Genomic DNA, 14,785 nt, shown 5'->3' with positions numbered 1-14,785 from the left:
GTCTACACATTTTGTAAATCAATTGTTACGATTGTTGACATAACGTTACAGGCTGGACGAACACAAACGGTCTTGCCATGCTTACCGCCTTCGCAGTGAGCAGCGAAGTGACTTCACAACTTCGGGTCATTTCTGTTTTCAAGTCACTTAGTTTATTCTCTTCTGGAGGCTTTTACCATGACATTCACAAACGATCGTCCGACCACAATGAATCGAATTGCCATCGAAACCGGAACTCAGGCTGTTCCTTCAGCCGTCACTGCCTTGACTCGGTTAAGTGTGGATGACCAACTGGCAGTGCTGTGGTTTGCCTACACGGAAATGGGACGCTCCGTTACCCCAGCTGCCCTAGGTGCAGCCCGTTTGCAATTTGCTGAGGGTACCCTGAATCAGATCAAGCAAATGTCTCATGATGAGCAGCTTCAGGTCATGCGCGATCTGGCTAACAAAGTCAATACTCCCATTTCTCGCGCCTACGGGTTGTTGAGCACCAACACCAAACTCGCTTTCTGGTATCAGTTAGCAGAATGGATGGGGACGCTGGTTGTTCCGGTTCCTTCTGGCTACGAACTTTCGGCTGCAGCTACGGAAGTATTGAACGCCATCCAATCCCTGGATTTTGGTCAGCAAATTACGGTTCTGCGGAAGGCTGTGGTAGACATGGGAGTAGATCCCCTCGCGGTTGATGCGTAGGACGTTGTATGACACATCCTTTATTAGTGGATGATGTGTCTCGATTCAGTGTGGAAAAGTTAGTGATTGAACGCTACTTTTCCATGCTGAACCAGGGACAATTTCAGGACACGGCCGCTCTCTTCGCTGCGGATGGGGTATTGTTTCCGCCATTTGATGAGCCAGTGGTTGGACAGGCGGCGATCGTCGCTTACCTGAACCAGGAAGCTGAGGGGATGCACATTACCCCCAAACGCTTTGCTTTTGAAGTTCTGCCCGATCGCCAAATCCAGGTGCAGGTTGGGGGTCAGGTGCGGCTGCTGGTGTTTGAGGTCAGTGTGAGCTGGGTATTTGTCGTCAATGCTCAGGGCAAGATTGAGCAGGTGCGAGTAAATCTTCTGGCTTCGCTGGAGGAATTGCTGCATTTACGTTCCCAGCCATCTACGTCCCCAGGGCGTGATGGTGATAGCTAGATCTCATCTGGGTCTATGCCCATTGCCCGGAGTCGTTCTGCAAGCCGATCGGCTCGTTCGGCTCCGGTTGAAATCACTTGTCCCCTTCGATCGCACCAGCGCAGCCACAGGCGAGGGATCTCTTCCTCAAATTGTCCTTCCCACAGCGTCAAGCCAATCCCCACACTATTCAACCAAACCGATTCTCCGGGAGTTGTGATTCCTGATGGTGGCGTGAGTTCGGTGTATCCTTCCGGTGAGATTGACCAGACTCGCAGCAAGGCACTGTTCATTTCGTCTTCGCCCTGAATCTGTTGTAGAGGGTCAAACACGACGTAGTAGCGGACTCCAATTTGGGCATAGATTTCTTTCTTGGCGGCTGTTTTACCTTTCTGGCGGGATTTTGGGCTGAGGATCAGCTCATCCCCTTCCGCATTGGACACAATTTCGATACAAACCTCTGGAACTTTGCCAAATTCCCAAACAAAGTAGGAGCGGTTGCGTCGCTGGGAAAAGTCATCGGCACGCTGCACTCCCAGACTGAGCATGACATCAGGCACGATCGGTTCGCCTTTGAGTTTGTAGAACAGTCCGACATTTGCAGCCGCCAGGAAGGGAGACGGTAAAGCTTTAGAACTGTAAAGCGGTTCCACGAGCAAGCGTTGCTGCACTTCAGATTGAAAGTTATCCACAGGCGTGTCGTCTTCGATGACCAAATGGCTGATGTCAAGTTCGGTGACGATTTCGTCATCTATGAGTTCTTGAGTCATGAGCAATTCCAAACCCGATGCTTTATTGTACTCAGTCTGTTGTAGGGTTTGACTGGGCGGGCAAGATGCCCACCCCACAAGAATTTTAAGTGATTGGACTTGCTGTCCTCAGTGAATGAGCAGGATTTGGACTGCGTCCCCTGGGGCGATCGCAGTCTGACCCACAGGCACGATCGCCAGGGCATTGGTTTGAGCCAGGTTAATTAAGTTCCCTGAACTGTGGGAGCCGCCTGCTAACTGGAATTCATACACTCCATCAACGAGATTAACCCTTCCCCACAGGTAGGTTTCTCGCTTTCCGTCCGATCGCAATTCGTGGTGCGATCGACCCTGAACGAAGTTGGGATGCCAGTCGGCGGTTAATCCAGAGAGCTTCCGGAGGGCGGGTTGGACGAATCGCCAGAAGCTAACGAGGGCGGAGACGGGGTTGCCGGGGAGTCCGAAGTAAAGGAGTGAGGAGTGAGGAGTGAGGGGTGAGGAGTGGGTGGATTGCGCTTCAGCGTCTGGTTGCGCTTCTGGTTTGTTGAAGGTGGCGACGGTGAGGGGTTTGCCGGGTTTGACGGCGACCGATCGAATGTGGAGGGTTCCGCCCAAATCAGCCAGAATCCGATCGACGTAATCATAATCTCCCACAGAAACACCGCCAGAGGATAACACCATGTCGGACAAAGAGACTGCGTTGGCGATCGCCTGCTGGAGTGGTTCGGGCTGGTCGGGAATGATACCCATCAGGACGGGTTCGGCTCCGGCGGCGGCAACCAGGGAGGCGAGGGCGTATTGGTTAGAGTCTACAATTTGTCCGGGGGCAAGGGGTTCATCGGGGGAAACTAGTTCATTGCCGGTGGATAGAATGGCCACGCGGGGACGGCGGTATACGGTCACGCTCGGACATTGCGCCGTGGCTAAAACCGCAATTTCGGGGGCAGCTAAGGAAATCCCGGCGGGTAGTAAAGGTTCGCCTGCCCGATAAAAAGCAGCTCGATGGCGCACAAAAGCTTTGGGTTTTGGAGTGGTTAAGATGGTGACCCGATCGCCCTCTCGCTGGGTTTCTTCCTGCATGACGATCGTATCGGCTCCTGCTGGCATCATTGATCCCGTGAGAATCCGTGCTGCTTGTCCAGGTTGAATCGTCATCTGAGGTTGATAGCCTGCGGGAATTTCCTCCACAATTTCCAGCGTGACGGGATGATCAGCACTGCATCCCTGAACATCGTCGTAGCGCACGGCATAGCCATCCATTGCTGAATTATCCCAATGGGGGAAATCCAGCGCACCGCTGACATCTGCCGCCAAAACTCGTCCCGATGCCGACAGCAGATCGATCGTCTCTACATCCCGTTGGGCATTCAGGGGAGTAACCAATTCCAGAATCAGCCGTTCAGCATCGTGGGCAGGCAGCATGATGGTATTCCTGACGCTCCAAAATATGACGCTTCAAAGTATGGCTCCAAAATATAAGGTGGGCAGTGCCCACCCTTGTATCTTCAGTCCTCAGTCCTCAGTCCTCAGCCCTCAGCCCTCAGTCCTCAGTCCTCTACCGATTCCCACTCTGTCCTGGAATGATTGGAATTTCCACTGAGTCACGGAAGCGTTGTACCTCTTCACTAAAGTCGATCGGCAATACGGCTTCTACGTTTTCGTGAGGACGAGGAATAATCACCCAGGATTCCAGGTTTCCGCCAAAGCAATTTTCGGCTGCTTCAACCCCTGCTGCCATTGCGGTTTTCACTTCGGAAACGTCACCCCGAATAATGACGCAGAACCGGGCACTTCCGCAGCGCAGATGCCCCACCAGGGTCACACGACCCGCCTTAACCATTGCATCGGCTGCCGCCAAAATCCCAGGAAATCCTCTTGTTTCTAATGCTCCAACCGCAACAGGCATTGTTGTCTCCTTAAAGTAATTGCTGAGTGGTGAACGCCATCCATTATTCTACGCAGCTTTAGATCCATCTAAACTGCTCTACCTTTTCGGTGTAGTGAATCGGTAGAACCATTTCGACATTTTCGGGTGGATTGGGGACAATGTAGTACGTGACGAGCTTTCCGTTGGGTGGAGCTTTGTCTGCCGCTTCGATCCCCGCTTCCATTGCCGGTCGAACTTCTGAGATAGGGCCTCGAATGGCCACCACCTGCTCACCGCTCTCCGCTCGATCGTAGTAGACAAGGGTGACACGTCCCGACTTCACCATTGCATCCGCTGCCGACAGTACTGCCGGAAACCCGTAGGTTTGAATTACGCCCACCGCATCTGGCATGCTTTCTTTCCTGTGATCATCCAAAAATTAACGCAAACGAAAATTAGCGCAAACGCATATAGAGAATTCTATAGTTTCTATGTCCCCAATTTGGCATTACGGATAGAAACTTAACTGGGGTAAGCCCAGCGTTTCATCCCAGCCCATCATGATATTGAGACACTGAATCGCCTGACTTGCCTGCCCCTTCATCAGGTTGTCGATCGCCGACATGACAATGATCCGATCGGTTCGGGGATCTACTTCAATACCGATATAGCAAAGGTTGGTGCCCAGGGCCCACTTGGTTTGGGGATAGGTGCCGCTGGGCAGAATTTTTACCCAGGGAGAGGAACGATAGAACGCCTGGTAAATGGTGAGGAGATCATCCCTGACTAGTCCGGGATCGCGGAGGGTAGCATAGACCGTTGCTAAAATGCCTCGGATCATGGGAATCAGGTGAGGGGTGAACTGTACCAATACCTCGTGACCCGCCAGATCGCTGCAAACCTGTTCGATCTCCGGCGTATGGCGATGGCGTGCCACATTGTAGGCTCCCACCGACTGATCGGCTTCTGACAACAGCATGGGAATGCTGCCTTTCCGTCCGCCCCCAGAGGTTCCGGTCTTGGAGTCGATGATGGCGGATTCTGGCGTGATCAATCCTTGTTTGAGTAGGGGCGAAATGGCGAGCAGGCTGGCAGTACAGTGGCATCCCGGACACCCAACCAGCTGAGCCTCAGAAATTCGATCGCGGTACAGTTCTGGCAATCCATAGACCGCTGTTTCAGCAATGGCATGATCAGTACGCTGCTTGCCGTACCAAACCTCGTAGGTTTCCAGATTGTCAAAGCGATAGTCGGCAGATAGATCTAAGACTTTACACCCCTTTTCCAGGAGGGCAGGAGCCATATCGCAGGCTAGCCCATTGGGTAAAGACAGAAAAACCGCCTGACAGCGATTCCCGATTACCTCCAGATCGATCGCCTCAACGCCCAAATCCGTCTGATGCCCCAGGTGAGGATAAATTTCAGAGAAGGGTTTTCCAGCCGTGCTGTCTCCTCCCAGGTATACAAGCTCGAGGTTTGGGTGGTCTTGTATTAGACGCACCAACTGTACGCCCCCGTAGCCCGACGCACCAACAATACCAACGGGTATGCGTCCTGAATCACCCATGATGGTTTAACACTCCAAGGTTTAAGTAGAAATACAATAAGGGAACCCCGTCAACTGCGTCTATGAAGATTGGATTTACTTTTGCTGCATTGATCAAAGCTGGCATTTTGGTTTTCAATCAGTTTGGGTTTAAGGCAATTTGGTTTGAAGGGAGCGATCGTGGTGGTTTGGCTATCTGTACACAATCACAATAGTATTTAATATCGCTAATCCTGCTGCCAATTTAATGTAGCGAATCCTGCACCCACTGAGACACGATAAGATCATAATGAGAGAACTTTAAAAAAGTTCATATATTTTTGTCCGAAAATTTGACCGAAAATTCACCTGAAAATTCTGGAAATTTCCTGTGGAACCGCTACCCCCCTCCGACGAACCTGTGTCTGATCCCAACGTACTATTTGAATTTGACTCGATCGATGCTGCCCTGGCGGATTTGAAAGGGGGTAAGGCGATCGTGGTAGTGGATGACGAAAACCGCGAGAACGAAGGCGATGTGATCTGTGCAGGTCAATTTGCCACGCCAGACATGATCAATTTCATGGCAGTAGAAGCGCGGGGGTTGATCTGCCTGGCGATGACGGGCGATCGGCTGGATGAGCTGGATTTGCCCCTGATGGTGAGTAACCGCGCCTATGAGGATAGCAACGAGCAAACGGCATTCACCGTCAGCATTGATGGAGCTTATCACCTGGGCGTAACCACTGGAATTTCAGCAGACGATCGGGCTAAAACGATTCAGATTGCCATTAATCCCACCAGTAAGCCGAATGATTTGCGTCGTCCGGGTCATATCTTCCCCCTGAGAGCCAAGGAAGGTGGAGTTTTGAAGCGGGCAGGACATACGGAGGCAGGGGTTGATCTGGCCGCATGGCGGGACTGTATCCGGCGGCGGTAATTTGCGAGATCCAAAATCCCGATGGTTCAATGGCGCGGTTGCCAGAATTAATCGAATACTCCAAACATTTCAACCTGAAGATCATCAGCATTGCCGATCTGATCAGCTATCGGCTTCAGCATGAACGATTTGTCCAGCGAGAGGCGATCGCCAACCTTCCGACTCAGTTTGGTGAGTTCAAGGTGTATGCCTACCACAACGAGCTGGATAACTCAGAACATATTGCTCTGGTGAAGGGCGATCCCACCACCTTCAAAGACAAAACGGTGATGGTTAGAGTTCACTCCGAATGCCTGACCGGAGATGCCCTCGGCTCCCTGCGGTGTGACTGTCGGATGCAGCTCCAGGCGGCCCTGAAGATGCTCGACAATGCAGGGGAGGGGGTGCTGGTGTACCTGCGGCAGGAGGGCAGAGGGATTGGGTTAATTAACAAGCTCAAGGCCTATTCCCTGCAAGACATGGGGCTGGATACCGTACAGGCCAACGAACGGTTAGGTTTTCCCGCCGATCAACGCAACTACGGCATGGGTGCGCAAATCCTCAACGATGTAGGGGTACAAAAATTCCGGCTGATTACCAATAATCCCCGCAAGATTGCTGGACTGAAGGGCTACGGACTGGAAATGGTCGATCGCGTCCCGTTAATCATCGAAGCCAGTACCCACAATGCGATTTATCTCACCACCAAAGCCGAAAAACTGGGGCATCTGCTGCTGCAAACCTACCTGACCACGATCGCCATCCACTGGCAGGACAAACCCCCTTTAGCAGAACGCTACGAGCGGTTAGAAAAAATGCGTCATATCGCCAAGGATTATGGGATGCTCCTGCAAGAGGAAGCCCGATCGCTGGGGGTGGCTCTATTTGTTGGCTCATCGCTAATCTTCCATCTGGGATTTGATCAACCGAATGTAGTTGCCACAGACTGGTTTACCCAGCCCGATCACCCCTGTGTATTGGCGATCGGCAAGATTTTGGATCAACTGGTATCCTGGTCAACGGTTGAACGCCTGGAGTTCCTGGTTTCTTCAGGACATGATCCGCTCCTCAACCTACAAGTGCAACTCGATCGGCAAATTTTCCGACTCGATCCCCATCCTGAGTCTGATTCCGTTCAACCCTCCCAGGTCTGCGACAATCTGGCAACCCAGCGGATTTATGTGTTCTCCAGCCATACCCCCAGCGACTAAGAACTTTGATTAAATAATCTGGGCGATCGGTTCGCTGAGTTGACTGGGCAGGCAAGACTTCGGCTTGAGATCAGTCGAAATGCTGCCCACCCCACGAGAATTTCAGGTGATTAATTTCCATGCCTAAGCCTCTCTAGGTTCCCGACTCCCGACTCCCGACTCCCCCCCAATATCTGAGACCAGGCAGGCAAGATGCCTGCGCTACTCCCTACTCCCCACTCCTCACTCCCCACTCCCCACTCCTCACTCCTCACTCCCCACTCCCATGTCCCCCCTCGATATCCTCATCCTCTCCAACGGCCCGGGCGAATTGACCACCTGGGTTCGTCCTGTCGTGAAAGCCCTGCGGCAAAATATGGGAGACGATCGCCAGCAGTTGCGGATTTCCCTGGTGCTTTCTCCCTGCCCCAATGCCAGCGGTCGGGAGGTGGAAATTGCCCAAAGCTATCCTGAAATCGATCGCGTTCAAGCAGCCCAATCTTTCTTTCCCTTTCTGCTCTGGGGTAAAACGGCGGCAAATTGGGACTGGCGATCGCAGGGAATTGTCGTATTTCTCGGTGGCGATCAGGTTTATCCGGTGATTATCGGTAAGCGTCTGGGCTACCGGATTGTGGTCTATGGCGAGTGGGAAACCCGCTGGCATCGGTGGGTCGATCGGTTTGGGGTGATGAAGCCAGAGTTAGTCGATCGAGTGCCCGGCCAGTATCGCCATAAGGTGGTGGTGGTGGGAGATTTGATGGCGGATGTGGGAAGGGAGGGAGTGGGGAGTCGGGAGTCGGGAGTCGGGAAAAAAGATGGGGAGGAGATTTTGATTGGGTTGTTGCCGGGGTCTAAGCCTGCAAAGTTGGCACAGGGAGTGCCGCTGGGACTGGCGATCGTGGAGCAAATTCACCGGGCGCGTCCAGAGACTCGGTTTGTGATTCCAATCGCTCCAACCTTAGACCCAGTCACATTAGAGAAGTTTGCCGATCCAAACCAGAATCCGGTGGCGCGGCTGTTTGGGGAACGATCGGCGATCGTGGTGCGGCAGGGGGAGGACTATTACCTGAAAACATCCAGTGGGCTTCAGATTCGGCTCTGGACGACGGCTCCAGCCTACGATGTGTTGGCGCAGTGTTGCCTTTGCATTACGACGGTGGGAGCAAATACGGCGGAACTGGGGGCGTTGGCGATTCCGATGGTGGTGCTGATTCCGACTCAACAGTTGGATGCGATGCGAGCCTGGGATGGGATTCCGGGATTATTGGCGAACCTACCGGGAGTTGGTACTCTGTTTGCCAAACTGATTAACGGCTGGTTTTTACGAAAATCAAGATTACTAGCCTGGCCGAATATCTGGGCAGGAGAGGCGATCGTCCCTGAACTGATCGGGGAGCTTCAGCCGGAAGCAGTAACGGATCTGGTGCTGGATTGGCTCGATCGACCAGAGGTTCTGGCAGAAACACGGAGAAAATTACGTCAGGTGCGGGGGCGATCGGGTGCAGTTCAGCAGTTTGCCCAATTGGTGCAGACCGTGGCCTGCTCGTACACTGATTGAGATAAAGCTGCTGCAAAGCCAGTACACTCAGGGATGGTTGGGCTGAATGGACATCAACACGCTGCTCGTGAGAAAACTACCCTGGTTATCCCTTACCGTTTTGTTCGCTGCCTATACGACCTTTAGTGCGTTTTTGACGCATGAAACAGTGACTTGGCTAGCCTGGGTCATCGTGCTGGCGTTTACCGTGTTCCAAGCTCTGCTGCTGACGACCCTGTTTGATGGGTTGAAAATGCTGCTGGCGCGATGGCTGAAGTCTGATGTCGGTTATTTCACCCTGATTATGCTGTTTTCCCTGGGGGTGACGATCGTTTTTCTCTGGTTCAGGGTCTTTGGGTACATCCTGGTGTTGATTGCCTCTGAAGTCCTGGCGCGTCTGGACTTACAGAATGCCGGGTTTAACCGCTTTCAGGCGTTGATCATCCTGAGTATCTTTTCCTTGACTGGATTAGCCGTGGGTTGGGCTGCCAGTCTGCGCTTACTGCCGCTGATTTAACCAGATCGGCTCAACCTTGACGCTTGAGATAGTCCGCAACCTTCACCAAAAGCTGTTTGGACTGCTCAAAGGTAATTGTTTCCAGGGCAGCATCGTAGGGAAGCCAGGCATAGGCTTGAATTTCCGCTTCCTGGTAAGTTACCGTTTCAGACTGGACGATCGCAGGAAAGTACGTCACGGTTTTTTCGATCGTTTTCCCCTGCTGCTGAAATTGATACTGCTCAACAAAGGCAGTTTCTAAAAGGCGGTAATCTTGGATGCCCGTTTCTTCCTCAAACTCCCGTTGGGCCGTTTCCTGGGCCGTTTCTCCTGGGTCAGCATGGCCTTTCGGAAAACCCCAGTGTCCAGCATGGTGTTGGATTAACAGGAAGCGATCGCCTGCAGGGTGACGATGAACAGGCACAATTCCAAACGCTGCATCTTTCATAGGGAAAATAGGCTATTGTTCGCAAATTGAAGTGATGAGGGCAAGATTGAACGGTTTTGGGCTGCCGACCCTCTGAACTGCTTAGTAAACTGACATAGAATCTGGTTGCTTTTCACATAGCAAAACAAAATATTATAGAGGATAACGGTTGTGATTTCTTCCTACACTGGGAGTAATCACTCAATTAACGCTGGACTGCTCAAGCCTGAATATGCCGTTTGATACTTGGATCTGCATAGTTTGATTTGCATAGTTTGATTTGCATAGTTTGATTTGCATAGTTTGATTTGCATAGTTTGATTCGCATAGCTGGAAATGACTTCTACTTCTCCCAATTCTCAACGGACAACCTACTCTCCCACAACGATTCTCCGAGCGGAACGTGCTGCCCGCTGTACACCGTTTCAGTTGCCCTTGTTTTGCACCATGCAACGGCAGAGTGTGGGGTTACGGGCGATCGCCGGAAAAACAGGCGTTCAAAATGGTTATACAGCTCAATCGATTTCTGAACTAACCGCAGAAAATGCGCTGCTCTGGCTGATTCAGGTTGGACTGCTGCGCCGTGAAGTGGATGGGCAGGGTTTAACCGATAGTTTTCGACTTACCCCCCTGGGGCATCAGTTGGTCAATCAGTGGCAGCAAGGCGGAGATACCTTACCTCCCCCGTCGGTGGGCGATCGTTTATATAATGCTTGTCATCGCTGGGTACGCTTTCCAGCCTGGCTTCAGTAGTCCCTGCTCGTTCAATTACCTGTACCGTCCGAACTGATTTGAACTAACGAGCTTGTATCATTCCTTGCTTCAATTGCCGCGCCCCTCAACTGTATAGAGAGTAGTGCTGATCCAATAGTTGAGACTCATTGAGAACAATATTAATTCCCTGATGTGTATGACTGGACAACTGATTTGTAATTCACTACGCCTCCCTGGAGGTTCCAAATGAAAGCCATCATGGTTGTGGGGACGACTTCACACGTCGGTAAATCTTTGATGACAACAGCACTGTGCCGAATTTTGAGCCGTCGCGGTTGGCGAGTTGCGCCATTCAAAGGGCAGAACATGGCACTGAACTCCTACGTGACGACGACGGGTGGTGAAATTGGTCATGCTCAGGCGGTACAGTCCTGGGCAGCAGGCATTTCTCCCAGAGTGGAAATGAACCCGGTTCTGCTGAAGCCCCAAGGGGATATGACTTCTCAGGTCATTATTAAGGGACGAGTGGTGGGACAGGCCAAAGCCTCCGACTACTATGAACAGTTTTTTGAGATGGGCTGGCAGGCGATCGAAGAATCCTTGCAGCGATTGGGAGAAGAGTTTGACCTGATTGTCTGTGAGGGGGCGGGCAGTCCGGCGGAAATCAACCTGAAGCACCGTGATTTGAGCAATATGCGGGTGGCCAAGCATCTCAATGCGCCAACGATTTTGGTGGTGGATATCGATCGCGGTGGAGCCTTTGCCCATGTGGTGGGAACCCTGGAACTGCTGGAGCCAGAGGAACGGCAGCTCATTCGCGGAATTGTGATTAATAAGTTTCGCGGTCAGCGATCGATCCTGCAACCGGGGATCGATTGGCTAGAGGAGCGTACCGGCATTCCGGTGATCGGAGTGATCCCCTGGTTGGAGCAAATGTTTCCGGCGGAAGATTCCCTGTCGTTGTTTGAGCGTAGAGCCAGCAGCTTTAGTAGTGATTTGACGATCGCAGTGATTCGCCTGCCCCGGATTTCCAACTTCACCGACTTTGACCCCCTGGAGTCAGAATCCACCGTAGCCGTGCGCTATGTCAGCCTCAAGGAGTCGCTGGGCTATCCCGATGCTGTGATTTTACCGGGTTCTAAAACCACGATCGCCGATTTGGTCGCACTCCAACGCAGTGGTATGGCTGAAGCGATTCAGGAATACGTGGCGGCGGGGGGAACCGTCATGGGGGTCTGTGGCGGCTTCCAGATGATGGGTAAAATCCTGGCCGATCCGGAAGGGTTAGAAGGGCAGGAAGGTCGCTACAAAGGGTTGGGTCTGGTGCCGCTGAAAACCGTGATTACCCCTCAAAAGGTAGCTCGACAGCGATTAGTCACCTCTAATTTCCCCCAGGAAGGCTTGCCCGTGGCGGGGTACGAAATTCACCAGGGGCGCAGCCATATTGTGTTTAACGAACCGGATGGCGACATGGTTTACCAGCCCTTGTTTGAAGACAACAACCTGGGGGTCGTGGACTCTACGCAGTCGATTTGGGGCACCTATCTCCACGGTATTTTCGACAATGGGCCCTGGCGACGAGCCTGGCTGAATCGGTTACGGCAACAGCGTGGTCTAAAATCCTTGCCCACCGGGATTTCCAATTATCGAGAACAGCGAGAAGCGATGCTGAACTCCCTGGCAGACGAGATTGGAAAACATTTAGACTTGAATCAGATCCTCCAAAGCCTGGATCAATAATCTGGAGCAATTTTGGATCAATAATCTGGATCAACTCTGGGGATCATTCAGGTTTGACTTCGGAATGCAAATTTAATAATCTGAAATTCTTGTGGGGTGGGCATCTTGCCTGCCCAGTCAGCGAAGAAAAACGTTGCAGGTTATTTAATCCATGCTCCTTCATCGTTCAAACAGGACAACATGAGCGTTCAAATTCACTTTCTACCGGATGATGTGACGATCGAAGCCACTGCCGGAGAACCTCTCCTCAAGGTGGCCGCACGGGCGGGACTCTCCATTCCAACGGGCTGCTTGATGGGATCCTGTCATGCCTGCGAGGTGGAACTGGAGGATGGGGAGATTATTTGCGCCTGTATGAGTTCTGTTCCTGCGGATCAGAAAGTGATGACGATTAATTTGTTTGTGGATCCGACCTGGTAGCAGAGGGTAGGTGAAGGGTGCAGCTCAAACCGCAATTAGTATGACGTAGGGGCGATCGGCTATTTACCCTAAACAGGGTCAAGCATCAAGGATTAGAGATTGAGGGTAGAGATGTTGCATCGAGTGGCGATCGCATTGGGTAGTAACCTGGGGGATTCCTTCGGCATTTTGGAAGGGGCCCTGCGGGTTTTAGCGGAGACTCCTGGAATTCAGGTAAAAGCCCAATCCCCGGTGTATCAAACTGTTGCTGTGGGGCCGCCCCAGCCAGACTATCTCAATGCCTGTGCCTTGCTTGTAACCCGCCTCGATCCTGAACCCTTACTCTCAGTTCTTCTATCAGTGGAGGCTGAGTTTGGGCGGGTACGGCGGGAACGCTGGGGGCCCGTCTGCTGGATATTGATTTGTTACTGTTTGATGACCTGATCCTGCGGCAATCTGAGCTGGAAATTCCCCATCCCCGCATGGCTCAACGGGCGTTTGTGCTGGTTCCCCTGCATGAGATTGCACCCTCCTGGGTTGAACCTGTTACAGGGCAGACGATCGCCGAACTCCTTCAGCAGGTAGACTGTTCAGGAGTGAAGCTGTACAACCGATCGTTGAGCCGATCGACCATTCATTGATAAGCTAACGCTCAAAGCAACCAGAATCCTAAAGCGTAGAGCATACCTTAGGAATGCGAATTTAATAATCTGGAGTTCTTGTGGGGTGGGCATCTTGCCCGCCCAGTCAGCGAAGTAACACGTTGCGCAGGTTATTTAATCTATGCTCCTTAGGAATGCGAATTGAATAACCTGAAAGTCTTGTCAGGTGGGTATCTTGCCTGCCCAGTCACCCAGGCGGATCGCCCATTGTTCATCCTTTTATCCTTAAAACACTCATGCCCTTTGGACCTGAACCCCCCCAACTCCTCAAGCAAAAACTGTTCTATCGCGGCCGCAAATTTGACTATGAGGTGATTCGCCTGCGGTTGCCGAATGGGGCGGAAGGCGAATGGGAGTGTGTGCGTCATCCAGGGGGAGCGTTGGCAGTTCCCGTTACCTCCGAAGGGAAGTTGGTGCTGGTGCGTCAGTATCGGTTTGCGGCGCAAGATCGGCTGCTGGAGTTTCCGGCAGGGACGGTGGAGCCGAGTGAAGATCCAGAAGCAACAATTCGGCGGGAAATTGAGGAAGAAACGGGTTATCGGGCGAAGCAGTGGCGAACGTTGGGCAAGTTTTTCCTGGCTCCAGGCTACTCCGATGAGATTATCTATGCGTACCTGGCAGAAGATTTAGAAGCCCTGGACGTTTTGCCCGCTCAAGATGATGACGAAGATATTGAAGTCGTGTTAATGACCCCCGAAGAATTTGAGCAGGCTGTTTTGACGGGTAATCCGCCGATCGATGCAAAATCCATATCTAGTTATATGCTGGCTCGGCCATTCTTAGAAAAAAAACCATAGAAACTGCTCTATACGGATGTTTTCCAGCGAATCTCGGTTTAAGATAGAACAAGCGATCTACTCAAGAGATGAGGGTATCTATGGGTCTCTTTCAACGCTTGCGGGATGCGCTGGGACTAAACGAAGAATACGATGAGTATTACTATCCAGAGGAGGAGATGAACCAGGAGCCTTACCTGGAAGAAGAAGACGCTCCTCGACGGAAGGCTTTACCCAGCAATACGACGGGTCATGCTTCTAATGCATCTAATCAGCCATTCAATCATCCATCCAGTAATGTGATCGGGCTACCCGGACTGATGATGGAAGTGATTCTGATGCAGCCGCGATCGTTTGAGGAAATTCCCGATGCCGTCACCGCCCTCCGCGAACGCAAAGCAATCATCCTTAACCTCAACTACATTGAGGTGGATCAGGCCCAACGCTGTGCTGATTATGTGGCAGGTGGAGCTTTTGCAATTGATGGACATCAGCAGCAAATTGGTGAAAACGTTTTTCTCTTCACGCCCAACTTTGTCCAAATCACCCAATATTCCCCGCAGCCTGCGCCCCCTCCCCCTCCGCCTCAGTTCTACGCGCCGACTGCTTCAGTTTGGGAACCTGAGCCGATCGCCCAGAGAGAATTTTAATGGTACACCC

15 protein-coding genes and 2 pseudogenes are annotated in these 14,785 nt (G+C 52.1%); 11 read left to right on the top strand and 6 right to left on the bottom strand.

Going from position 1 to position 14,785, the window contains the following annotated elements:
- Nucleotides 1-177: 177 nt before the first annotated feature.
- Both ACM1PF_RS33765 and ACM1PF_RS33760 read left to right on the top strand, forming a co-directional pair.
- The gene (locus tag ACM1PF_RS33765) at nt 178-693 is read left to right on the top strand and encodes an orange carotenoid protein N-terminal domain-containing protein (RefSeq protein WP_416670893.1); all 516 of its coding nucleotides are present in this window, start codon (nt 178-180) and stop codon (nt 691-693) included.
- An 8-nt stretch (nt 694-701) separates the two neighbouring features.
- The gene (locus tag ACM1PF_RS33760; protein ID WP_416670890.1) at nt 702-1,145 is read left to right on the top strand and encodes a ketosteroid isomerase family protein; all 444 of its coding nucleotides are present in this window, start codon (nt 702-704) and stop codon (nt 1,143-1,145) included.
- On the opposite strand, the gene ACM1PF_RS33755 is transcribed toward ACM1PF_RS33760, so the two are convergent.
- The 5 genes from ACM1PF_RS33755 to argC all read right to left on the bottom strand — a co-directional run bounded on the left by ACM1PF_RS33755 (nt 1,142) and on the right by argC (nt 5,307).
- Nucleotides 1,142-1,894 carry a Uma2 family endonuclease gene (locus ACM1PF_RS33755; RefSeq protein ID WP_416670888.1) on the bottom strand — a complete coding sequence of 251 codons (753 nt, stop codon included), beginning with the start codon at nt 1,892-1,894 and terminating at the stop codon, nt 1,142-1,144. The genes ACM1PF_RS33760 and ACM1PF_RS33755 overlap by 4 nt on opposite strands.
- 108 nt (nt 1,895-2,002) lie before the next feature.
- On the bottom strand, nt 2,003-3,295 hold the full coding sequence (gene glp, locus ACM1PF_RS33750; RefSeq protein WP_416670886.1) for a molybdopterin molybdotransferase MoeA: 1,293 nt from the start codon (nt 3,293-3,295) through the stop codon (nt 2,003-2,005).
- A 133-nt stretch (nt 3,296-3,428) separates the two neighbouring features.
- Nucleotides 3,429-3,779: a carbon dioxide-concentrating mechanism protein CcmK gene (locus ACM1PF_RS33745; RefSeq protein ID WP_416670884.1), complete on the bottom strand. Its 351-nt coding sequence runs from the start codon at nt 3,777-3,779 to the stop codon at nt 3,429-3,431.
- A gap of 58 nt (nt 3,780-3,837) precedes the next feature.
- Nucleotides 3,838-4,152, bottom strand: coding sequence for a carbon dioxide-concentrating mechanism protein CcmK (locus ACM1PF_RS33740; RefSeq protein WP_416670882.1), 315 nt, complete (start codon nt 4,150-4,152; stop codon nt 3,838-3,840).
- A 96-nt stretch (nt 4,153-4,248) separates the two neighbouring features.
- Complete coding sequence (gene argC, locus ACM1PF_RS33735) at nt 4,249-5,307, bottom strand: N-acetyl-gamma-glutamyl-phosphate reductase (protein WP_416670879.1); 1,059 nt, start codon at nt 5,305-5,307, stop codon at nt 4,249-4,251.
- A gap of 349 nt (nt 5,308-5,656) precedes the next feature.
- On the opposite strand from argC, the pseudogene ribBA reads away from it, so the two are divergent.
- From ribBA to ACM1PF_RS33720, 3 genes and pseudogenes are all read left to right on the top strand, one after another.
- A pseudogene (gene ribBA / locus ACM1PF_RS33730) lies at nt 5,657-7,395 on the top strand (bifunctional 3,4-dihydroxy-2-butanone-4-phosphate synthase/GTP cyclohydrolase II).
- Between the two features lie 265 nt (nt 7,396-7,660).
- Complete coding sequence (locus ACM1PF_RS33725) at nt 7,661-8,932, top strand: lipid-A-disaccharide synthase (protein WP_416670877.1); 1,272 nt, start codon at nt 7,661-7,663, stop codon at nt 8,930-8,932.
- Between the two features lie 46 nt (nt 8,933-8,978).
- Nucleotides 8,979-9,428 carry a hypothetical protein gene (locus ACM1PF_RS33720; RefSeq protein WP_416670876.1) on the top strand — a complete coding sequence of 150 codons (450 nt, stop codon included), beginning with the start codon at nt 8,979-8,981 and terminating at the stop codon, nt 9,426-9,428.
- Between the two features lie 10 nt (nt 9,429-9,438).
- Here ACM1PF_RS33720 and ACM1PF_RS33715 read toward each other — a convergent pair whose 3' ends face one another.
- Nucleotides 9,439-9,855 (bottom strand): bis(5'-nucleosyl)-tetraphosphatase, encoded by a 417-nt coding sequence (locus ACM1PF_RS33715; protein WP_416670873.1) that lies wholly within the window; start codon nt 9,853-9,855, stop codon nt 9,439-9,441.
- A gap of 315 nt (nt 9,856-10,170) precedes the next feature.
- Here ACM1PF_RS33715 and ACM1PF_RS33710 point away from each other — a divergent pair, with 315 nt between their 5' ends.
- The 6 genes and pseudogenes from ACM1PF_RS33710 to ACM1PF_RS33685 all read left to right on the top strand — a co-directional run bounded on the left by ACM1PF_RS33710 (nt 10,171) and on the right by ACM1PF_RS33685 (nt 14,775).
- Nucleotides 10,171-10,587 (top strand): Npun_F0494 family protein, encoded by a 417-nt coding sequence (locus ACM1PF_RS33710; RefSeq protein WP_416670871.1) that lies wholly within the window; start codon nt 10,171-10,173, stop codon nt 10,585-10,587.
- A 207-nt stretch (nt 10,588-10,794) separates the two neighbouring features.
- Nucleotides 10,795-12,288: a cobyric acid synthase CobQ gene (cobQ, locus tag ACM1PF_RS33705; RefSeq protein WP_416670869.1), complete on the top strand. Its 1,494-nt coding sequence runs from the start codon at nt 10,795-10,797 to the stop codon at nt 12,286-12,288.
- 180 nt (nt 12,289-12,468) lie between these two features.
- Nucleotides 12,469-12,708: a 2Fe-2S iron-sulfur cluster-binding protein gene (locus ACM1PF_RS33700; RefSeq protein ID WP_416676925.1), complete on the top strand. Its 240-nt coding sequence runs from the start codon at nt 12,469-12,471 to the stop codon at nt 12,706-12,708.
- 111 nt (nt 12,709-12,819) lie between these two features.
- Nucleotides 12,820-13,328, top strand: a pseudogene (gene folK / locus ACM1PF_RS33695) (2-amino-4-hydroxy-6-hydroxymethyldihydropteridine diphosphokinase).
- Between the two features lie 257 nt (nt 13,329-13,585).
- Nucleotides 13,586-14,146 carry an NUDIX hydrolase gene (locus ACM1PF_RS33690; RefSeq protein WP_416670867.1) on the top strand — a complete coding sequence of 187 codons (561 nt, stop codon included), beginning with the start codon at nt 13,586-13,588 and terminating at the stop codon, nt 14,144-14,146.
- Nucleotides 14,147-14,226: 80 nt separating this feature from the next.
- The gene (locus ACM1PF_RS33685; RefSeq protein WP_416670865.1) at nt 14,227-14,775 is read left to right on the top strand and encodes a cell division protein SepF; all 549 of its coding nucleotides are present in this window, start codon (nt 14,227-14,229) and stop codon (nt 14,773-14,775) included.
- Nucleotides 14,776-14,785 lie beyond the last annotated feature (10 nt).

Source organism: Egbenema bharatensis FJBBOT/2019, assembly GCF_048077055.1.
Taxonomy (GTDB): domain Bacteria; phylum Cyanobacteriota; class Cyanobacteriia; order Elainellales; family Elainellaceae; genus Egbenema; species Egbenema bharatensis.
This window is presented reverse-complemented; position numbering and strand designations above follow the sequence as displayed.